This is a genomic window from Bacillus sp. AY2-1 (genome assembly GCF_008368965.1).
GTDB classification, from domain to species: Bacteria; Bacillota; Bacilli; order Bacillales; family Bacillaceae_G; genus Bacillus_A; species Bacillus_A thuringiensis_S.
The window spans coordinates 66,322-87,301 of record NZ_QPEL01000098.1 but is presented as its reverse complement, the minus strand read 5'-3'; the positions used below and the strand labels follow the sequence as shown (position 1 = coordinate 87,301).

The following is a 20,980-nucleotide window of genomic DNA, read 5'->3' as shown; positions in this document are numbered from 1 at the left end:
TTATTCTCTTGCTACCGACAACTTCACACTTCTCCCATACATGCAATTTGCTCTCAGTTGTTTCTTTATTCTTCTAGGAATTAATGAACTGAAATCCGGAAGAAAATCAATGGGTATCTCGCATTTTTTCGTTTCTAGTCTTATGCTCTTCATTGTAATATCGAACTACTTTCACTAAAGATAACATGTAATTTCCAATCACCTACTGACCATTACCTCTCACTAATTTGGATTTTTTAAACAGTTAATAAATTGGAGGATACTATGCTAACAAACCTTCGAATCTTACTATCTGCTATTGCTTTTATTCTTGCTTTTTTTAGTCTTTTTACACGAATTTCTATTCTTTTCTCTTATGTATTTATCCTTTTAAGCATCACATTTATTCTTTCGGGAGTTGCTGAAATACAACAAAAGCAAAAATCGAAAGCTATCTTTTGTTTTATAGTTGGGATAATCACTTTCTTCGTTGGGATTTCTGACATACTTCCATAAAAAAGAAGAGCTTGTGTGCTCTTCTTTAACTCACTACTTTCAATCCAATAATCGTCCCCATAATCCCAACAATACAAATAATTCGAAAAGCGTTTTTAGGTTCTTGAAAAAATAAAATACCGACAACTGCTGCCCCGAGCGTTCCGATTCCAGTCCAAACTGCATATGCGATCGATAACTGAATTTCTTGAAGCGCCATCGTTAAAAATTGAAAACTAATAATAAAACCACCTATTAAAATAATATTATTCGTCCAACTATTATTTTTTGCTACTTTCTTTATCCCAATTACACCGACAATTTCAAAGAGCCCAGCTATAATTAAATAGATCCATGCCACTTTATTTCACCTCTTCCTTATTCCCACTAAATTTCAATCCGATAATAAATAGTGCCAATAAGCAAACGAGGAAAATTTTGATGAGCGAAAATGGTTCTTTGAAATATAAAATATCTACCAATATCGTTCCAACTGTACCAATTCCAGTAAATACTGCATATGCCGTACCAATTGGAATTTTTTTAGTTGCTTCAATTAGTAGTTGAAAGCTCACTAAAATTGCAATGAGTGTCAAAATACTCATTGAATTTGTTTTTAATCCTGTCGCCCAATATATTTCAATTAAGCCCCCAAATACTAAATACATCCACGCCCTATTTATGCTAATCTCCTTTTTCTTTTTCACTTCTTCTTTTATCTCTTCTCTTGTTTCTTGTTTCGAAGAATTACGCTTCTTTTTCGGAAAAAGAATGTAAGACATCGCCCATATAAAATGAATAATAAGCACTGATGTCCAGACACTTGTAATCGTATTAATCGTTTCATTTTTATAAAATCCAATTTGTTTATTTAAAATCCACTCTTTCATATGAAGGAAATAGGAACCGCTTGGCAACTCTTGAGCTGGTACAAGCCCTACTATAAAAATAAATAGAATCTGTGCAAAAATGAAAATCCCCAGATGCTTATAAAAATATTGCCTCTCCATCCGCGCATGCTTAATTCCATATAGCTTCTCTTTTCCCGCGCCAGTCATTTACCCTCCTCCTTTTTTAAATAACAATCTATCATCTTTTCTATATAATTCATCGTTTCTAAATCAAGTCCGTATACTCTTGCAATCTCTCCCTCTTCAGGTTTAATTAAATCCCAATACTTATTTATTAATTGTTCATCTTCATGAAATACGTGCATTGAAAAAGCCACTACCCTTTCCGCTAACATTTGAATTTCCGGTGAATCTACTGGTTCATTTATACGCTGACGAATTTCTCTTAATACTTGTAACCATTCTTTTGTTCTTTCATCGTTTTCTTCAAGTGTTGGTAAATCCTCTATAACCTTCTGTTCTTCCTCCGTAAAATATTTTTGTCGGAAATTTTCTCTCTGCTCAATTCCCTGTACTGATTTTATGAATAACATTAAATCTTCTGTTTTAAGCTCTCCTGTTAATTCAATGGAATGAAATGCTGTATATAATAGTTTTTCTAAGTCCTTTAATCTTTTTACTTCCGCTTGTATTGTTTGAATTTCATTTTGAATTGCACTTTTCCATCTTTCTTCTGAATTCCCCTTTTCCTCTTTTAACACTTTTTTTATTTCCGAAAGCTTAAAACCAAGCTTTTTAAACGTTGTTATTTGTTGCAATGTAATTACATCATCTTTTGAATAGTAACGATATCCTGACTCAGCAACGTACGACGGTTTTAATAATCCAATTTCCTCATAATATCTAAGTGTTCTCGTCGTTACATTCGTTTCTTTTGAAATTTCACCAATGCTATACTTATCCATCGTTTCCTCCTCACGCCTTATTTATCTTCACTATAAACTTTGACGTATACGTTAAAGTCAATACTCCATTCACACAAAAAACTCCTGTTTTACAAATAAAAAAACTGCCCTTTAACAGGCAGTTTTTCTTTATCCAAACACTTTCTCAAGTTCATCTTTATCTTGGCTTAGCCAGAAGTTCATTAAGCGTTGTGCTCCTTCTAAGTCATGAAGCTTCGCTTGACCACATTGCGTTTCATTTGCAGCCGGAATTTCTGTAATTTGAACCGCATCTTTTAATGTTAGTTCTAATAAATCAATGATTTCTCGAACTGTCGGCGTTCCGCTCACTACAAGATAATATCCTGTTTGGCAGCCCATCGGTGAAATATCGATAATATCAAAATGCGGATAACGATCAATATATTTACGTAAATTAAATGCTAATAAATGCTCTAACGTATGAATAACATCTGGTTTCATTGCTTGTTTATTCGGTTGGCAGAAACGAATATCAAATTTATTTACAATACCGTCACTACCTACATTGTGAACTCCGCAATGTCTTACATAAGGTGCCTTTACAATCGTATGATCTAATTCAAAGCTTTCTACTGATGGCATACAACATCTCTCCCGCTTTTAATTTAATTCCGTTATATCCAATATGATATAACGGAAATGCACATTAGTAAAGTATTATGTACAGTCGTGCTATAATACTTTAAGAGTATGCTGAAAAGGAGACCATTATGAAACAGATTTTTATTGGGATTATACGCTTTTATCAAAAGTTCATTTCTCCGATGACACCACCAACATGCCGCTTTTATCCAACTTGTTCTCATTACGGATTAGAGGCGTTTCAAAAACATGGTGCACTCAAAGGTTTTTGGCTTACTTGTAAGCGTATATTAAAATGTCACCCTTTCCACCCGGGAGGATTTGATCCTGTCCCAGATAAAAAGGATGACAAAGTAAATTCTTAATTGTCGTAACCATTCACAACTAAATCTAATTTTCCTGTATCAGGATCTATAACAAGACCGTGAACAGGTACTTCTTCTGGAAGTAATGGATGGTTGCGAAGTATTGATACACTATGTTCTACACTTTCTTCTACACTAGAGAACCCTTGTAGGAATCTTTCTAAATCGATTCCAGAATAACGGAGTGTATCTAATTTCTCATTTGTTATACCGCGCTCTTTCATCTTCTCAATTGTACTGCTTGCCTGAATTTTTGCCATACCGCAATCGTGGTGACCAACTACACAAACTTCATCAGCACCAAGTTCATATACAGCAACTAAAATACTACGCATAATACTTCCGAATGGATGTGAGATAACAGCTCCTGCTACTTTAATAATTTTCACATCACCGTTACGCATATTCATTGCTTTTGGTAATAATTCAACAAGACGAGTATCCATACAAGAGATAATTACCATTTTTTTATTCGGGAATTTTCCCGTTTCATACTCTTCGTATCTTTTCTCTTCAACAAATTTTTCATTGTATTGTAAAATCTCTTCTAATGACTTCATAGTAAAAAACCCTCTTTTCTCTCATTTACATTACTTATATAGTGTACCAAAATATGAAAAACTCAAAAAGGATATCGCTTTATAGTAAAAATAGGATATTTTCAGATAATCGACATAATTCTTTCAAAATATACACACACCTTTGTAACAAGTCCCCTCTATTTTAAACGTATTTTCACTATAAACTGATTGTAGATAATGTAAAAAAGGAGTGAATATTCATTATGTCCGACGTTCTGTTACTGAGTCGTTTTCAATTTGCAATTACTATTTTTTATCACTTTTTATTTGTACCTTTGACAATCGGACTTGTCATTTTAGTAGCATGTATGGAAACTCAATACGCCCGCACATTGAATCCAACATACCGTAAAATGGCAAATTTCTGGGGTAAATTATTTACAATTAACTTCGTAATGGGGATTATAACCGGGATTACGATGGAATTCCAATTTGGAACAAACTGGTCTGAGTACTCCAAATATATGGGAGATATTTTCGGATCACCTCTCGCAATTGAAGCACTTGTTGCCTTCTTCTTAGAATCTACTTTCATGGGAATATGGTTATTCGGTAAAGACAAAATTTCACCAAAGTTCCGTGCCTTCTGTATGTGGATGGTTGCACTTGGAACAAATATTTCCGCACTTTGGATTATTACAGCAAATGGCTTTATGCAAAACCCTGTTGGCTACGTAGTACGTAACGGCCGCGCTGAATTAAATGACTTCTGGGCACTCGTTACAAATCCATATGCTTGGAATATGTTCTTCCATACTGTCATTGGTTGTTATATCGTAGGTGCTTTCTTCGTTATGGCAATTAGTGCCTATCACTTATTACGTAAAAACAAAGTGGAATTCTTCAAAAAATCATTTAAGTTTGGTTTAATGCTAGGTTTATTCGCCGCAACAATTACACCGTTTATGGGACATCAATCTGGTGTATCAGCAGCTAAATATCAACCAGCAAAAGGAGCTGCGATGGAAGCAGTTTGGGAAACTGGAAAAGGACAAGGCTTCTCAATTGTTCAAATTCCTGATGTAAAAAATGAGAAGAACTTTGAATTCCTTACGATTCCAAAACTCGGAAGCTTCTTCTATACAAACTCATTTGATGGCGAAATTGTTGGTTTAAAAGATATTCCGAAAGATGAACGTCCAAATGTTAACCTCGTGTATTATAGCTTCCGCTTAATGGTTACACTTGGTATGTTCTTTATGGCATTAACTTGGTACGGCTTCTATTTAAACCGAAAAGGAAAACTAGAAAACTCAAAACGTTATTTAAAAATTACAATATGGTCTGTCTTACTTCCTTATATCGCGATTAACGCAGGATGGATTGTCGCTGAAGTAGGTCGTCAACCATGGACAGTATATAAACTAATGCGTACAGCAGAATCTGTATCGCCTATATCAGTTCCACAAATTTGGTTCTCATTAATTAGTTTAATTTTGTTCTACACTTTACTTTTAATTGCAGACGTATACTTAATGCTGAAGTTCGCGAAAAAAGGACCTGCAGCATTAGAAGAACCTGCTACTGAGGGAGGTGTGGCTCATGTCTCATGATATGCTTGCAATCATCTGGTTTGGTTTATGGGGCGTGATTTGGACAGTTTACTTCATTCTTGATGGGTATGCACTTGGTAACGGAATGATTTTCCCTTTCGTTACGAAAGATCGACAAGAACGAAATCAATTACAAGAAGCAATTGGCCCATTCTGGGGCGGTAATGAAGTATGGTTAATTACAGCTGGTGGCGCAACATTTGCTGCCTTCCCAGTCACATATGCAAATATGTTTAGTTATCTCTATACACCGTTATTCTTAGTATTACTTGCACTATTTGCTCGTGCCGCTGGGCTGGAATTCATGCATAAAGATGATTCACCGATTTGGCAAAAAACTTGTAAATGGGCATTTGCAATTGGGAGTTTTTTAATTGCTTTCCTATTCGGTGTCACGTTCGCTAATCTTTATTACGGACTACAAATCGGAAAAAATGGTTATGAAGGAAATTTACTTAGCTTATTAAACCATTACGGTATTTTAGGAGGATTGTTCTTCACTGCTATATTTGTCGTATCCGGTGCCCTTTGGGTCATGATTAAAACGACTGGTGAAGTATCCGACCGTGCTTATAAAATCGCGAGACCGTTTTCAATGGCAGCAGCTATTATTTTAGCTATCTTCTATGTAGCAACTGCTAATCGGACAAACTTGTTCCAAAACTTTACGGAATATCCGGTACTATTCATTCTTCCAGTACTTGCAATGTTAATGAGTGTACTCGCACTTATTATGGTGTACAAACATAAAATTGGCCTTGCATTCACATTCGTTTGCCTAACAATCGCAATGTTTATGACAACTGGCTTTGCAGGTATGTTCCCAAGAATGTTACCATCTCGTATTAACGATGCATACAGTACAACGTTATACAACGCAGCTGGTAGTCAATTAAACTTAAAGATTATGTTCTTCGTTGCAATGGTCATGGTACCAATCGTTATTGGATATCAGCTTTGGAGCTACAGTATCTTTAAAAATAAAATTCATAAAGACTCTGCTAAAGGGTATCACTAAAATAAAAAAAGACACTTCGGTTGAAGTGTCTTTTTTATACGTATGATTTTTAATAAGATGTTATATTTCTAATCTAACAACTATAATACAGAAGAATCATTAACAGCTCACAGCTAGATTGTATCATAGGGCAACTTCATCATTTTATGCAATTTTACATACTGTACTATAAAGTAAACTGTATCCCCTGATCATTCGCATCATTATCCCATACATCAGCTGTACTAATCCCGCTAAACGTTTGTACTTTCATTCCTGTATTTGATGATCCCGATCCATTATAAGCCTTCGTCTTTTCAATCGGCTGTACGTTATATTTGTCACCTACATTAATTGTTCCATTGCAGTTTTCAATAATAACACCTTCCACAACTGCCGGCATTTTGTCACCCACTTTCATTTCTTTACTTATATTTTATGAAAATCGCCTAGAAAAATAGCATGTTTCAATAAGAAAAAGCACTCAATTTGAGTGCTTTTTCCTTAAGCATAAAGACAAGTTTGGAGACAGTTGACTTCTTCAAAATTTTATTAGGGGTAATATTTTGAAAAAGAAAGCCTTTCATATGTAGGTTAACACCACTGGAATATATAGTAAATTGATAATATTTATACGGAAGATTGCTAATGTTTAGTATAGATAGTTTCCACTATGTTAACAGTGAAAACTATCTATACTAATAAAAAAAAGTGCCTTCAAAGAAGCCACCTTTCAAAAACAGACACTATAAAACAGAATTATTTATTGTTATACGATTGTTAGATACAAAAAGTAGAGGGAAATGTTTGTATTAAATTCTGCTTTATAAAGTCTGTCTACAACTTATATTGTAATCCTCTTCATTTGAAAAAAAATATAATATGCACAATTACATACAAAAAGAAAAAGCACTCTACTGAGTGCCTCTTCAACCATTTTACTTTTAATATATCGCTTTGAATATATTGTAACATATGTATCCATATATTTTATTGAGAAAATTCAAAATCCTTTTTCTTTCATTTTTACTTATATAATCATGTAATATAAAAGGTATGTCAAATTCTTATACAAGTTGAGGTGTACTATATTTATGCTGTATTTTGGAATTATTCCTCTTATATTGTTTATTATTTTTCTTATCTCGTATTTAAAAGATCCGCGGAAAATAATAAACGGCTTTTTATTTAATGCCTTTATCTGTTCATTTCTATTATTTTGCGCTATAGCCTCATTTGAGTCTGGTAATAACGATTTACATTTTATCGTTATCATCCCCATGTTAGCACTACTTGTAATGATTCCTTTTGCTATAGTCGCTTTAATGTTCGGACTCTTTCTTAATGCAAAAATTTTAATGCAACGTGAAGGAAGACGCTTCACAAACTCTTTAACTTTAATTGCTGCTTTAGGGATTTTATTCTTTATAATGCTCCCTATCATAAATCCAGCAAATTTATTCTCAGAGCATTTTCAATTTATCTTTGCTGCTATCTCTCTTATAACTATGTATTTCTTTGTGCATTTATCTAACTTCTTAAGCGCATATTTTTTATATCAATTCAACAGACCAAGACGTAATCAAGATTTCATCATCGTTCTCGGTAGCGGCTTAATTAATGATAAAGTACCACCTTTACTTGCAAGTCGTATTAATAAAGCTATCGACTTTTATTGGAAACAAGCAGCTGTGAATACACCACCAACAATTATTTTCTCTGGTGGTCAAGGTCCAGATGAAGGCCTTCCAGAAGCGGAAGCGATGCAAAATTATGCTGTTGAAAAAGGAATTCCTCTTGAACATACAGTGCAAGAAAATCGCTCTGTAAACACATATCAAAATATGTTGTTCTCTAAAGAAATTATGGATTCTTTAAAAACAGAAGGTAAGTATAGAAGTATTTTTACAACGAATAATTTCCATCTTTTCCGCGCTGGTATATATGCAAGACAAGCTGGCCTTAATAGCCAAGGAATCGGATCAAAAACTGCATTTTATTACTGGCCTAACGCAATGATTCGTGAATATGTCGCAATTGTTGTTATGGGACGTAAGCGCCATATGAAAATATGTGGAACTATTTTAGGCTTCGCTTTATTCCTAACAGTAATTAGTTTTATTGTTTCTTAATAGCTATCAAATAAAAATTCCTCTGAATGCTTTATGCACAGGGGACTTTTTTATACCTTTTTGTTCATCAAATTTAAATAAATAACGTAACAGCATACAACACATTAATTATTCCAGAAATCACTCCAACAATAGCAAATGTTTTACTCGTACCCGTCACTTTTTTGTTTAAACCCAATATAGAAAATACGATAGCTACACTACCAATAAGCCCCCATAAGTTTATAAACCAAGATATTAATCCAGTGATGAAACCGACTAAAGAAAAAATTTCTATACTACTATTAGAACTGCTATTCGGAAAACTTCCCCCTACCGTTTTATAGCTAAGACTCTCCCCGCACTGCCCGCAAAACTTGTTGCCCTCGTTCGTTTCATTTCCACATTTCGTACAGTATTCCACATAACCCCCTCCCTAAGGTTAGTGCCCCAAATGTATATATCCATACTATTCATTCTACTTTTTCATATTAAAATTATGACCACTCTCTAATCTTCTACAGTTGTATTTAAAATAATAATATGGTCATAATATTCCCTGCATACATCCATTAAAGGAGAATTTTTTCAAATTAAATGTTAAAATAAAATTTAGGTGTGAATTATGTAACAAACAAGAAACTAGTTTGAAACGAGGAAATTATATGGAGAAAATTATCAAAAACAAGCCCAATAAGCTAAAAATTGCTTCGAAAGCTTTGATGATTATTATTGGGGCATTTATCACAGCGTACGGATTAGAAGCAGTATTAATTCCAAATAACGTATCAGACGGTGGTGTGACTGGTTTAAGTATCGTTAGTTCAAGATTATTTGGATTGCCATTAGGAGCTCTAATCGCAGTTATTAACATTCCTTTCGTTTGGTTAGGATATAAGCAAATCGGTAAAAGCTTTGCAATTTATTCTATTATTGGAATCGCTTCATTAGCAATAGGTACCGTTGTCATGCACGGAATACCAGCTATTATCGAAGGCGATACATTATTAGTTACAGTTGTTGGTGGTATTATTATCGGTTTTGGTATGGGACTAGCATTACGTAACGGTGGGGCATTAGATGGAATCGATATGCTAGCTGTATTGCTTTCTCGTAAGTTACCATTTGGAACGAGTGACCTTATTTTATTCTTAAACATGTTCGTATTTATTTTCGTATCAACGGTATTCGGCCTTCAAGGAGCTATCCTTTCGGCAATTGCTTACTTTATCGCTTCGAAAGTGATTCATATCGTTGAAGTTGGTTTAAGTGGTTCAAAAGCATTTAAAATTATCACAAAAGAGCCTGAATTAATGGTAGAAACAATTCGCGATCGTTTAGGCCGAAGTGCAACATATAACGAAGTATACGGTGGTTATTCAAGAGAGAAATTCAAAGAAATTTCTTGTGTAATTAACCGTTTAGAAGAAAGTAAAATGAAAGAACTTATTAATGAAATCGATCCACACGCCTTTATTACAGTTTATGACGTAGCAGAAGTAAAAGGCGGTAATTTCAAGAAACGTGATATTCATTAATCATTATGAAAAAGAGGGTGGGCCAACAATTTGGCACACCCTCTTCTTATTATTAAATTGCTATAGTTGTCAGTTTTTTTCAGTACGTAGATATATTTTTACTCGCCCCACCGACTCCCACGTTTAATCCACGCTACATACTTTTGAAAAGCCGTCACTTCATGTTGAAAACGCAGCGGGATATACAAAAATAAAGTGCATGTACACAGTATCCATAGAATACCTACTACAAAATGAAATTTCATTGTCGTGCTAATAAACAAGCTGAGGAATAATACAAGGAACATAATTACACTAAATCTTTTATACGTAGTCATACTATCCCCTCCTTATACTTCAATTGTACCAGTTATAAGGAATTAATTCCCATAACAAAAAAAGACCAAAAAGTAATTTACACTTTTCGGTCTCTACACTATCTTCTCTTCGTAATCTTTCCTGAACCACCGACCCTCGTTTTCGGGGGAGATGTATTCCTTGGCGGAGTTTTAATAGATGATTTCGGCTTCACATCTGATCCGCTTGAACCGCCTGGTGTTTTTGTAATTTTACCCTTGCTTCCAGTAGAGGGTGGGGGCGTCGTATTACTTCCTTTTTCAGTAATACTTCCCTTATCACCTACTGATGGTTTCGAATCTACATTATCGCCTCGCTTAATAATAGACCCTTTCCCTTCCTTCGTAATTGGAGGTGGGGTTTTCTTTTCTTCTTTCGTAGGTGGTCTCTCTGGAATGACTGGTTTATGATTTTGTCTGTCGTTATATCCTCGATAATCACCGTATGATGATTTTCGTGAACCAAATATATCGTTTAATATGCTACCCATAATATATCCTTGCAAGAAGGACGGTTGATAATTTTGACGGACAAATTCTTTATTACTTATTTCAATTAACGTATCCGATGGTTTCTCTTTATCCTTTTGCAAGTTATAAATCTTGTCAGAATAAACGAGGAACATTTGATTTTCGTCTTCTTTAGATGCTTGCTTCGGTTCTCTTTCGTTAATGAGTTCCTTCGCTACTTCAGGAACTGACCGATTGGCGGCCCTATACACGTAAGATTCTTGTTTACCTTCCTTGGCGACAGACTCAAGTGGATAACGGTCTTGAATCGACTTTGTCTGCCCGCCTTGACAACCTGATAAGGCATAACCAGCAACAACAAGTAATATAACGATAGCAAGTATAGGGATCACAAACGATTTAATCATGGTAAACAATCGGTTTGACATGATTACGCCCCCTTACGTTGCTCTTATAATTTGTACATCAGCAGGAATGATTGCTTCTCCCTCATACATCATTGTGCGACCATTTTGCCATTCAATACGCAATAATTTTCGATTATCTGATTGGAATTCCCATACGTACTGTTCCTCTGAAGCTGAGAATGGTGTTTTCCCCATCACAACAACACGTCCGTTATATTGTTCTTCCATATGGTACTCAGTATCATCCATTTCAATTGTCGTCGGAATTTCATCAATTGAATCTAAGCGACCATCAATTGGAGTATATAATTTGTAATACGTATTTTCACGATCTTCAATTTTTAAATAACGAATATCTTTTCCATCTTGCAGTGTTAAAACAATTTCTTTACGAGAATGCATACTCGTTTTCCCAGTCAATTCGTACATAACTAATGAAACTTCAATCATATCGCCAGGAGCTAACGTTAAAAGACTCTTTTCCGGCTTCGGTGGCTCTGGGCTTTTCATTATATTTTTAATTCGTTTAAATAAACTCATGATCTACCCCTCCTTTTCTCTTTATAAACAAGCACCTAAAATTAGTGCACCAACAATATGTAATGATCCAGCTAACATCGCATGTGCAACGCTACCTTCTTTCGTACCTTCTTCTAAATCTAAGCCAGACATTTTCTTTAACACAAATTCGATAAACATTTCTACAACTAATAAAATAACGAAAGAAACTGCTGAAGCAAGAAGCGCCTGCCATAAGTCATTTGCTTTCGTGATTGATTGAGATAAAATGTACCCTTGTGCAAATAATTTCATAATAAAACGAGTTGTTACAGCTGTATTTCCATTTTTGATTTCTTTTAAATCATTGTATTTTGTAAAAATTGAATCAACCCACATAATTGCAAATAAAAGTACTGCACTCGCTCCAGTCCATACAAGCATGGCAACTACATTCATCCATGTCATTGCAAAACCTCCTCTAAATATAAAGTGAAACTTTAATCAGTGGGGAGGTGTTCATTCCCCGCTGATTATTAGCCCCCACCTCCTTGCTTTCACAAAAAGTAGAGGTGGGAGTCTTACTGCCCGCAAATAGCGGGGTAATAGAAAACCGACATGAATTTGTTTAGACATGTCGGTTCATTTGTCTTTATTCTATATTATTTCTCATACTGCTTCATAATACGAGCCAATTCATCGTCAACAGCAGAATTTTTGTTTAAGCTTGCGAATTCATCATCTAATGACTTTTCTTTCTTATAAACTTCACCGCTTGCTTCCGCTTCAGCCTCTAATTGAAGAGCTTTCTCTTCCATACGGCTTAAACCAGCTTTTGCTGAATTTGAATCATATCCAGACATTGCCTGATTAATATTTTTCTGTGCTTTCGCTGCATTTACACGTGCTACAAGTGTTTCACGTTTATTTTTCAGCTCTGTTAATTGCTTGCGCATTTCTTCTAGCTTAAGGCGCAGGTTATCAGCAGCAGCTTTATTTTGCTCGTAGCTTGCTTTATATTCATTCATTTTTTGCTCTGCATTTTGTTTTTCTTCTAATGCACGGCGCGCAAGATCTAAGTTATTAGCTTGAACAGCCATATGAGCTTGCTCTTCACGTTTTTTCACAAGTGCTTCTTGCTCTTCAAATAATATTTTGAATTTCTTCTCAAGTGCGATTTGAGCTGCTACACTTTTCTCAGCTTCTTGTACATCGGCTTGCATATCGCGTAAATATTGATCAGTCATCTTAACTGGATCTTCCGCTTTTTCAATTAATGAATACACATTTGACATTGTTAAATCTCTTAATCGTTTAAATACAGACATCTAAATTCCTCCTATGATAAACCTCATATTTCAAATTCACTACTTGGAAAACTGAAAAATCTCCCTTTACAGTAAAGAATATTCATTTTACAGCCTATTTGTTTATTATAACAAAACTAATATGTCCTTACATGTTATTTCCAAAATACATCCATTATAATATGACATTCTATATACAATATTGTATTTATAATATATTCTCATTATCCCTCTTTGAAATTAACTTACTTTTGTGCGATTTCACTAAATTACATAAGTGTAATGTTACTGTAAGCTAACTCGATAGTTGCATTCTGATATTTCTTATACACTAATACCAGAAGCAACAAACAAGCTTCTTCACATGTAAGCAATAATACAAAAATTGTATTTACTATAAAACATATAAAAGGAGAAATCATCATGAAAAAATTAGTAGGAATCGGATTAGCAGCAGCAATTTCATTTGGTGCATTATCAGGTTGTTCTTTATTAGGAGAGAAAGCGAACGGTTTTGTACTGTACGGCTCAGAAGAACAAGTTCAGCAAATTACAGATAAAAACAAAAAAGAAGTGAAAGAAAAAGACTTCTATAAAATGAAAATGACAACATTAGATGGTAAAAAAGTTCTTGTAATGGATAAGAAAACTGGTGAAGAACTAGTGAAAAAAGAGTTACTTAGCAAAGTTGATGAAAAAGACAACACGAAACCACTTGATAAATTACCAGCTGTAACAACAGAACAAGGTTTATTATTTGCAAAAGAAAAAGTAGAAAATGCTACACTTGATGGGGCAAAATTAAAATATGAAGGCAACACAATTATCGGAAGTGGCCGTGCATATACAGATATGTATGCGATTGTCGATGACGCAACTTACAACAGTGTAAAAGGTGATGAAAAATCTGTAGGTGTATTAAAATTTGATAAAGACCCAAGTAAAGAGTTCCCTGGTTACAAAGGCGTCGAAGCTTCTCAACTTGTAAAAATTAAAAAGTAAAACAAAAAAGCTTTGCAATTCGCAAAGCTTTTTTCTATTTATTATGAGCAATTTGTTCCATATCCGGATTACAAGTTTTCGACTGACATGACTTATTTAAAGAACATGCTGCGCATTTTCCTTTTTTACTTCTCTTTACAAAATTAACTAACGTGTATGCTGCATAACCAAAAATGATAGCTCCAATTATAATATTGACCATCATTATACATCTCCTTTTAGAATCCTAGTAAAGATCCAACTTGGTATATAATAAGCGTTAATACATAAGCAACAACGAGTGGATAAACGACTGAGAAAATCGTCCATTTCGCTGATCCTGTTTCACGTTTAATAACAGCGACCGTCGCTAAACATGGAACATATAATAAAATAAAGAACATAAATGCATAAGCTGATAATGCTGTATAATGTGCTCCCATTACGTTTCCAAGCACATCTTCTTTAACTGCATAAATAATTGCCATTGTAGAAACGACAACTTCTTTTGCTAAAAATCCTGTTAAAAGGGATGCTGCAGCTTGCCACGTTCCGAAGCCGAGCGGTGCAAATAACGGTGCGATAAACCCACCAATCATCGCTAAGTAACTGTCTCCCATATCAACACCAAATCCTGATGGACCTGCATAGTTTAATAACCAAATGACAACAGAACCACCAAAGATGAATGTACCTGCTTTACGAACAAATCCTTTCCCTTTCTCCCACGTGCTTAGCCATAACGTTTTCGCTTGTGGCACGCGGTAAGGAGGTAGTTCAATTACGAAAATAGACTTTTCCGCTTTTAAAATTGTAAGAGACATAATTTTTGTAACTAGTAATGCAAGAACAATACCTGCAACATATAAAGAAAATACAACAGTTGCCTGACTATGAGGGAAGAATACGCCCGCAAATAATGCGTATACAGGCAAACGTGCCGAACAAGACATAAATGGTGTTACAAGAACTGTAAGTAAACGTTCTTTTTCTTGTTCAATCGTTCTCGCTGCCATAATACCTGGAACGTTACATCCAAAACCGATAATCATCGGAATAAACGCTTTTCCGTTTAAACCGAAGAACTCCATAATTCGATCCATAACAACTGCAATTCGCGCCATATATCCTGAGTCTTCTAATAATGAAATAAAAAAGAATAGTGCAAAGATTTGTGGTACGAATACTAATACAGCACCAACACCGGCAATAATACCTTCTGTAACGAGCGCTTGAATAAAATGAGAAGCTCCAATACTTGTAAGTCCAACCGTCACCCAATCCGTAAGCTGGCCACCAAAAAACTCATCTAACATATCCGATAAAGGTGTCCCAATCCACGTAAACGTAACCTGAAAAATAAAAAACATAACTGCTAAAAAGATTGGAAGTCCTAAAATTTTATGCGTAATTAGTCTATCAATTTTTTCCGAAAAAGGAATTTTCCCTTCTTTCTCATGCTTCATAACATTTGTTTTTAACTTTTCAATATACGCTTCACGAGTTTTGTAAATGTGCTCTTCCAACGTACAATCAAGTTTTCCCTCTAGGCGAGATCGAATGGCTACAAGTTCCTTATAAATTGGTAATGCTTTTATTTCTTTTTCTACTACTTCGTTATTGCTTAAAAATTGAAGTGCTAACCATCTCGGATGCTCGTAATTCGCTTTCTCTAAAAGAGAAATTACCTCTTCAATTCCTTCATCCATTTGTACACCATATGAAATAATGAATGGTTTTTTCTCGTTTTTGTCATTTTCTTTAAGGGTCGCAAGTAGTTCTTCACAACCTTTTCCACTTCTTGCAACGACAGCAACGACTGTTACGCCTAATAATTCGGATAAACGTTTTACATCGATCACAATTCCTCTTTGCTTCGCCACATCAACCATATTTAGACCAATTGAAACTGGCTTGCCAAATTCGAGCAACTGCAACGTTAAATGCATATTTCGTTCAAACTGCGAAGAATCCACAATATTTAACATATGCTGAAATTCTTCTGTTAATAGAAAGTTTGTTACAACACCTTCATCACGTGAAACTGGATTTAAATCATAAACACCTGGTAAATCAATTAATGTTCCTTGTCTATCTTTTAATTTACCAACCTTTTTTTCTACTGTTACACCGCTCCAGTTTCCTACGTATTCATAAGAACCAGTAAGTGCATTAAATAATGATGTCTTTCCTGTATTTGGATTCCCTAGCAAAGCAACCTTATTCACGCTAATTCCACCTTTATCATTTTCGCGTCACAATGACGAATACTAATTAACTGTCCACGACACTCCAATGTACAAGGACCTTTGAACATCGCCTTTTGCTTCATACGAAGTTCGCTTCCTTCAGAAAGACCGAAAGCAGCCAATCTTCTCTTTAGTAAATAATCTAAAGACTGAACACTTTTCACTAGCACTTTCTCACCGATTTTAATATCTACTAAGCTCATAACCTTCCCCCTCCGAAGAGAATGATAATTATTTTCAGAAGAATTATAGCACACTCTATTTCTCTTGTACTATACCCTTTTGCTTCATATTTATTAACATTTCGCTACAATTCTATTTCAATAATTGTCATAACAGATTCGTTTGCCATTCTCATCCATTTCGCTTACAATAAACAATAACAAATAAAGAATCTCGTTATCACTGGGGGAGCCATGCCGCTGAGAGGGAACACTTCGTTCCGACCCTTCGAACCTGTTAGTTAATGCTAACGCAGGGATTGTGCAAACGTCCGAAATACATACCTCTTTTCATTTACGTATTTCGTATCCTCCTATGATATCTATTCTTTTTTGTACAACTTGGATTTAGGGGGAGACAACATGCGTAACACCAATTTACAAGCGATGATTGAATCTGCTATTCTTGCAGCCTTCGCCATGGTCATCGACATTTTACCACTTTCAATAAAAATATCAGCTACAGGCGGTTCTATATCTTTTGCAATGATTCCTATTTTTATTATCGCTTATCGCTGGGGTTTCAAAATGGCTTTCTTAGGAGGCTTAATTTGGGGATTATTACAAATTGTCGTAGGCGATGCCATTATCGTAACACCAATTCAAGTATTAATTGAATACTTCATTGCTTTCGCATTCATTGGGTTTGCTGGTTTATTCTATCGTCCAATTCAAAAGGCGCTTTTAACATCCAATGAAAATAACGAAGAACAATCAAACTTAGGTAGCCGTAAAGACAAACCTTCATCAAAACCAAACCAAGGGAAGAAAGTAATTGGATATATTATCGTCGCTACTTTTATCGGTAGTCTAGCTCGTTACTTCTGTCACTTTATCGCTGGTATCATTTTCTGGGGACAATATGCACCAAAAGGACAATCAGCAGTTCTATATTCTTTAATATTTAACGGTAGTACAATGATTGGTTCCTATATTCTATGTACCGTTTTACTTATATTTTTATTTATCACTTCACCACGTTTATTCAAAAGCATCAGTGCTTATCAAATGAATACACAAAAAAAGGGCGCTTAATGAGCGCTCTTTTTTCATATCGTAATATCAATTAAAAATACAATAAATGCACAAAAGAAAATAAATACCATTATACTTAGCCAATTGCTATGCACGGTTCATCGACTCCTTACATAACCTCGTTTTCTAACCAGATTATATCGTTTAAAAATAAAGATTAGGTAAAGATAGTATGAAAATAAATTAAAAAAAGCGTAGCATGCATTATCTACGCTTTTTTCGGTAAGTAAAAGTAAAATAATACACCGTCTCCTGTATTCTTTACTCCATATTCAGCATCGTGTAATTCTAAAATATTTTTAGAAATAGCAAGCCCAAGTCCCGTCCCACCTTGTGAACGCTGCCGAGCTGCATCCACGCGATAAAAGCGATCCCAAATTTTATCTAATTGTTCTTCTTCAATGTGAGTACCTTTATTTTCAATGCACACTTTTATACGATCTTTATCATCTATTGTCGAAATAATAATATCCTCTTTATTTGGTGTATAACGTATTGCATTCGTAATGAAGTTCACAATGACTTGTTCAATTCGGCCTTGATTTGCAATCACTTCAAATGAACGTATATTTTTATGAACATGAAGTTCTTTTTTCTCTATTTCCACAGATAGATGTTCACATATATCTTCAATTACTGTATCAATATAAAACGAAGACTTTTTCATTTTATATGTACCAGATTCAAATTTAGCTAACTCAAGCATATCCAAAATTAAAGTATCCATTTTGTCTACTTCTCTCTCCATCGCCTGAAAATAATACTCTTTTTTATGCTCAGCTACCCCGTCTTTTAAAATGGAAATACAACTTTTCATAATACTCAGCGGTGTTTTCAATTCATGCGAAACACCAGAAATGAATTCTTTCCGTGTATTTTCTAACTTTCTTTCCTTTTCAATATCTTGTTCAAGCTGTCCGATATGAGAATTTAATTTGTTAGAAAGTATATTAATATTTTTCGATAAATCACCAATTTCATCTTTTGAAGTAATCGGTATTTTTTCTGTAAAATCTAAATGCGCTATTTTCTTCGTCGTATCATTTATTTTTAATAACGGTTTGGCAATTTGCTTTGAATAATAAAACGAAGCTAAAAAAATAAGAACGACTACAAATGCAATGATGTATATGTAATAATCTTGCACCATTTGTACAGCTTCATCTACAGGCTGTAAAGAAGCCATTGCATATATATATGCTACTGATCCGTCTTTTTCTTTTATTGGCTTAATTAATAATTTATATTTTATATCATTCTTTTCATAATCTATTGTTTGTGTTGTATATCGTATTTTATTGCTTTCTTTTAATAATAAATCGGTTTGAAAACCCTTAATATTATCTAAAAATATGCTATTTTTATAAATTGGATTCACAGGACCGTTTACATCTGGTAACTGTACTTTTGTAACACGTCCTCCTATGTAAACGCCTAATTCCTGAGCAGCTTCTTCCTGTACGGCTGGTTTCTTTTCCTTAGCAAGTTGCTCCCCAGCCGCTCTCTTTTTCTCCTCATCTAATTTTATTTTCTCCTGAAATGCTTTTTCTAACGGTTTATTAGATCCACTTAAATTCTGCTTAGATAAAGAAAAAGAGAATGGAATAAAACTATCTTCTTTTCTCACTCCAGAAAAATAAATCTCTTGTCCTAAAAACTGCTCTAATGATTTATTATCAATCTCCTCTATATTGACGAGATTGTATAAGGGTATCTTGAATAGTTGTTGTCCAAAGCTCTTTTGTTGCCTACGATCTATCGTTACCTCAAAATAAAAATCATCCACATGTTTTAAATTCCCATTCTGATCTAGTGTCGTAATCCACGTATTATTTTCCCTAAAAAAGTCTTGCTCAAGTTTCTGAATTCCTTCTGCATTTCCTGTGTAGTTTAGATAATTCTTCTCAAAGGAATTTAAATTCACTTTAATATCTTCCACTTTTCGATTCGCATAATATTGTTTAAAAAATATCGTTTGTCCAATAAATATCGTCGCTAAAATCAACATACATAATGCTGTTGTAAGAGTAAATAATTTTAGTACAATTCCTTTCTTCATACATTTCCCTCAAATTTATAACCTGTTCGTACTACAGTTGTAATGTACTTTGCCTTCTCTCCTAATTTATTTCTTAAATTACGAATATGACTATTAACCGTTCGATCATCACCAGCAAATTCATATCCCCAAATTCTTGAAATTAATTGTTCCCTTGTTAGTACAATTCCTTGGTTTTTCATGAAATACACTAATATTTCAAACTCCGTATGCGTTAAACTAACATCTGCCTCATCAACAGTAACAGTACGTGACGGAAAATGAACTTGGATGCCATGAATCGATAACGTATCATCTTCATTCTCTAAAGGTTTCTTCGATGCCTTTCTACTTTCTAATAATCGTTTCGCTCTTGCTAATAGAATGGGTGGACTATACGGCTTCGTCACATAGTCATCTGCCCCAAGTTCAAAACCAAGTAACGTATCATCTTCATCTACGCGCGCCGTCAGCATAATAATAGGCACCTCGGACGTCTTCCTAATTCTTCGGCAAACAGACCATCCATCGAGTTCTGGCAACATAATATCTAAAATAACTAAATCAACTTCTTCTTCTTCAAATACAACTAAAGCCTCTTTCCCGTCCCTCGCTTCAAACACTACATATTGTTCACTTAAAAAATAATCTTTTAATATTTCACGTAATATATCTTCATCTTCAACAATTAAAATGTTTTTTGACATAACTTATATATCCCCCTCCTGCTTTCAGAAACTATAATTTCATTTTGAATAACTGCCAGTTAACTTCGCCTCGATAATATATCTATCTGGTGCATCCCCTATATAATCAAATGGATAACAAGTTGTCAGTGTTAATATCGGTTCTTCTTTTTTTATAATAACAGTACGATCATCCGCATGAGTAATCCATGTCTTTTGAATTTCATATGTGTACGTTTTATTATCATACTCTAAAACAAGGGTATCCTTTTCTTTCAACTCTCCTAAATCTGTAAATACAGTATCTCGATGTCCACTCAGTACAGTATGTCCCCCTCCAGATGGAGTTGTCGTTAAATCACTAACAAACATACCAACTCCTTTTTTCAGAGTCGTATCATCCGCTCCCCAATATATAGAAAACTTCTTCTTTATTTTCGGTATGTTTAACATCGCTACCTTTTCTCCTTCTTTATGTTCTGTTTGAGAAGAAGGCACTTGAGTGGTTACAGGTGTTTCATGAGAAAGTTGAGTATCTTGTATATTTTTAAGGCTCTTTATTTCTTCTGCTGTTAATTGCCCGGCAGAGCTCTTTCCTTTATACCATTCCACAGCGTAATAGGATCCCATGAATAGCCCTATAGCCATCAATATGATACCGATATAATTGAGTAACTTCATGTTTCATCCCTCCATGCCAAAAATGGTAGGAGT

At 34.5% G+C, this 20,980-nt stretch carries 26 protein-coding genes and 1 riboswitch; of the genes, 8 read left to right on the top strand and 18 right to left on the bottom strand.

The genetic code is table 11. From position 1 onward, the window contains the following. The first annotated feature begins 264 nt into the window (after window positions 1-264). Complete coding sequence (locus DN403_RS21785) at window positions 265-495, top strand: DUF3953 domain-containing protein (RefSeq protein ID WP_000957185.1); 231 nt, start codon at window positions 265-267, stop codon at window positions 493-495. Between the two features lie 25 nt (window positions 496-520). Here DN403_RS21785 and DN403_RS21780 read toward each other — a convergent pair whose 3' ends face one another. The 4 genes from DN403_RS21780 to luxS form a co-directional block, all read right to left on the bottom strand. Next, on the bottom strand, window positions 521-835 hold the full coding sequence (locus DN403_RS21780) for a DMT family transporter (protein ID WP_000312334.1): 315 nt from the start codon (window positions 833-835) through the stop codon (window positions 521-523). A 1-nt stretch (window position 836) separates the two neighbouring features. Beyond that, a complete protein-coding gene (locus DN403_RS21775; protein ID WP_000145220.1) occupies window positions 837-1,532 on the bottom strand; it encodes a DMT family transporter in 696 nt (231 codons plus the stop codon). Then, window positions 1,529-2,290 carry a MerR family transcriptional regulator gene (locus DN403_RS21770; protein ID WP_000362242.1) on the bottom strand — a complete coding sequence of 254 codons (762 nt, stop codon included), beginning with the start codon at window positions 2,288-2,290 and terminating at the stop codon, window positions 1,529-1,531. The genes DN403_RS21775 and DN403_RS21770 overlap by 4 nt, the downstream gene beginning before the upstream one ends. Before the next feature lie 129 nt (window positions 2,291-2,419). Further along, window positions 2,420-2,893, bottom strand: a complete 474-nt coding sequence (gene luxS / locus DN403_RS21765) for an S-ribosylhomocysteine lyase LuxS (protein ID WP_001141371.1) — start codon at window positions 2,891-2,893, stop codon at window positions 2,420-2,422. 128 nt (window positions 2,894-3,021) lie between these two features. On the opposite strand from luxS, the gene yidD reads away from it, so the two are divergent. Then, complete coding sequence (gene yidD / locus DN403_RS21760) at window positions 3,022-3,258, top strand: membrane protein insertion efficiency factor YidD (protein WP_000809334.1); 237 nt, start codon at window positions 3,022-3,024, stop codon at window positions 3,256-3,258. Here yidD and DN403_RS21755 read toward each other — a convergent pair. Further along, window positions 3,255-3,818 carry a beta-class carbonic anhydrase gene (locus tag DN403_RS21755; protein WP_000838173.1) on the bottom strand — a complete coding sequence of 188 codons (564 nt, stop codon included), beginning with the start codon at window positions 3,816-3,818 and terminating at the stop codon, window positions 3,255-3,257. The two genes, yidD and DN403_RS21755, sit on opposite strands and share 4 nt — an antisense overlap. 224 nt (window positions 3,819-4,042) lie before the next feature. Between DN403_RS21755 and cydA the strand changes: the two genes are divergently transcribed. Both cydA and cydB read left to right on the top strand, forming a co-directional pair. Then, window positions 4,043-5,392: a cytochrome ubiquinol oxidase subunit I gene (cydA, locus tag DN403_RS21750; RefSeq protein WP_149185734.1), complete on the top strand. Its 1,350-nt coding sequence runs from the start codon at window positions 4,043-4,045 to the stop codon at window positions 5,390-5,392. Beyond that, window positions 5,382-6,410, top strand: a complete 1,029-nt coding sequence (gene cydB / locus DN403_RS21745; RefSeq protein ID WP_000017662.1) for a cytochrome d ubiquinol oxidase subunit II — start codon at window positions 5,382-5,384, stop codon at window positions 6,408-6,410. The genes cydA and cydB overlap by 11 nt, the downstream gene beginning before the upstream one ends. Before the next feature lie 166 nt (window positions 6,411-6,576). Here the strand turns inward: cydB and DN403_RS21740 are convergent, their stop codons facing one another. Further along, window positions 6,577-6,810: a spore germination protein gene (locus DN403_RS21740; protein ID WP_002001299.1), complete on the bottom strand. Its 234-nt coding sequence runs from the start codon at window positions 6,808-6,810 to the stop codon at window positions 6,577-6,579. Window positions 6,811-7,486: 676 nt separating this feature from the next. Here DN403_RS21740 and DN403_RS21735 point away from each other — a divergent pair. After that, window positions 7,487-8,521, top strand: coding sequence for a YdcF family protein (locus DN403_RS21735; protein WP_057187512.1), 1,035 nt, complete (start codon window positions 7,487-7,489; stop codon window positions 8,519-8,521). Window positions 8,522-8,594: 73 nt separating this feature from the next. On the opposite strand, the gene DN403_RS21730 is transcribed toward DN403_RS21735, so the two are convergent. Continuing rightward, the gene (locus tag DN403_RS21730; protein ID WP_149185733.1) at window positions 8,595-8,924 is read right to left on the bottom strand and encodes a zinc-ribbon domain-containing protein; all 330 of its coding nucleotides are present in this window, start codon (window positions 8,922-8,924) and stop codon (window positions 8,595-8,597) included. Window positions 8,925-9,165: 241 nt separating this feature from the next. Here DN403_RS21730 and DN403_RS21725 point away from each other — a divergent pair, with 241 nt between their 5' ends. Then, entirely contained in the window at window positions 9,166-10,038 is an 873-nt protein-coding gene (locus DN403_RS21725) for a YitT family protein (protein ID WP_000411240.1), read from the top strand. A gap of 98 nt (window positions 10,039-10,136) precedes the next feature. Here the strand turns inward: DN403_RS21725 and DN403_RS21720 are convergent, their stop codons facing one another. The 5 genes from DN403_RS21720 to DN403_RS21700 form a co-directional block, all read right to left on the bottom strand. Continuing rightward, on the bottom strand, window positions 10,137-10,355 hold the full coding sequence (locus DN403_RS21720; protein WP_000214757.1) for a hypothetical protein: 219 nt from the start codon (window positions 10,353-10,355) through the stop codon (window positions 10,137-10,139). A gap of 98 nt (window positions 10,356-10,453) precedes the next feature. Beyond that, window positions 10,454-11,272, bottom strand: coding sequence for a DUF4247 domain-containing protein (locus DN403_RS21715; protein ID WP_000071190.1), 819 nt, complete (start codon window positions 11,270-11,272; stop codon window positions 10,454-10,456). A 12-nt stretch (window positions 11,273-11,284) separates the two neighbouring features. Next, window positions 11,285-11,791, bottom strand: a complete 507-nt coding sequence (locus tag DN403_RS21710) for a DUF4178 domain-containing protein (protein WP_000051750.1) — start codon at window positions 11,789-11,791, stop codon at window positions 11,285-11,287. A gap of 21 nt (window positions 11,792-11,812) precedes the next feature. After that, a complete protein-coding gene (locus DN403_RS21705) occupies window positions 11,813-12,217 on the bottom strand; it encodes a DUF350 domain-containing protein (protein WP_000220087.1) in 405 nt (134 codons plus the stop codon). A gap of 194 nt (window positions 12,218-12,411) precedes the next feature. Then, window positions 12,412-13,077 carry a PspA/IM30 family protein gene (locus DN403_RS21700; RefSeq protein ID WP_149185732.1) on the bottom strand — a complete coding sequence of 222 codons (666 nt, stop codon included), beginning with the start codon at window positions 13,075-13,077 and terminating at the stop codon, window positions 12,412-12,414. Between the two features lie 402 nt (window positions 13,078-13,479). Between DN403_RS21700 and DN403_RS21695 the strand changes: the two genes are divergently transcribed. After that, window positions 13,480-14,058, top strand: coding sequence for a lipoprotein BA_5634 family protein (locus DN403_RS21695; protein ID WP_000737467.1), 579 nt, complete (start codon window positions 13,480-13,482; stop codon window positions 14,056-14,058). Window positions 14,059-14,092: 34 nt separating this feature from the next. Here DN403_RS21695 and DN403_RS21690 read toward each other — a convergent pair whose 3' ends face one another. From DN403_RS21690 to DN403_RS21680, 3 genes are read right to left on the bottom strand one after another with little or no spacing between them, the layout of a single operon-like run. Further along, window positions 14,093-14,263, bottom strand: coding sequence for a FeoB-associated Cys-rich membrane protein (locus DN403_RS21690; protein WP_000989591.1), 171 nt, complete (start codon window positions 14,261-14,263; stop codon window positions 14,093-14,095). A gap of 13 nt (window positions 14,264-14,276) precedes the next feature. Next, window positions 14,277-16,265, bottom strand: a complete 1,989-nt coding sequence (gene feoB, locus DN403_RS21685) for a ferrous iron transport protein B (RefSeq protein WP_016077176.1) — start codon at window positions 16,263-16,265, stop codon at window positions 14,277-14,279. Next, window positions 16,262-16,489: a FeoA family protein gene (locus tag DN403_RS21680; protein ID WP_000060521.1), complete on the bottom strand. Its 228-nt coding sequence runs from the start codon at window positions 16,487-16,489 to the stop codon at window positions 16,262-16,264. The genes feoB and DN403_RS21680 overlap by 4 nt, the downstream gene beginning before the upstream one ends. Window positions 16,490-16,683: 194 nt before the next feature. Beyond that, window positions 16,684-16,785: riboswitch (TPP riboswitch) on the top strand. An 85-nt stretch (window positions 16,786-16,870) separates the two neighbouring features. Between DN403_RS21680 and thiT the strand changes: the two genes are divergently transcribed. Then, entirely contained in the window at window positions 16,871-17,542 is a 672-nt protein-coding gene (thiT, locus tag DN403_RS21675) for an energy-coupled thiamine transporter ThiT (protein WP_001246589.1), read from the top strand. Window positions 17,543-17,750: 208 nt separating this feature from the next. Here the strand turns inward: thiT and DN403_RS21670 are convergent, their stop codons facing one another. Genes DN403_RS21670 through DN403_RS21660 form a run of 3 tightly spaced genes read right to left on the bottom strand, consistent with a single transcriptional unit; the run spans window position 17,751 to window position 20,947 of the window. Then, a complete protein-coding gene (locus DN403_RS21670) occupies window positions 17,751-19,601 on the bottom strand; it encodes a sensor histidine kinase (protein WP_000715418.1) in 1,851 nt (616 codons plus the stop codon). After that, window positions 19,598-20,287, bottom strand: a complete 690-nt coding sequence (locus tag DN403_RS21665; protein ID WP_000041850.1) for a response regulator transcription factor — start codon at window positions 20,285-20,287, stop codon at window positions 19,598-19,600. The genes DN403_RS21670 and DN403_RS21665 overlap by 4 nt, the downstream gene beginning before the upstream one ends. Before the next feature lie 39 nt (window positions 20,288-20,326). Then, window positions 20,327-20,947 carry a class D sortase gene (locus DN403_RS21660; protein ID WP_000771574.1) on the bottom strand — a complete coding sequence of 207 codons (621 nt, stop codon included), beginning with the start codon at window positions 20,945-20,947 and terminating at the stop codon, window positions 20,327-20,329. Window positions 20,948-20,980: the final 33 nt, after the last annotated feature.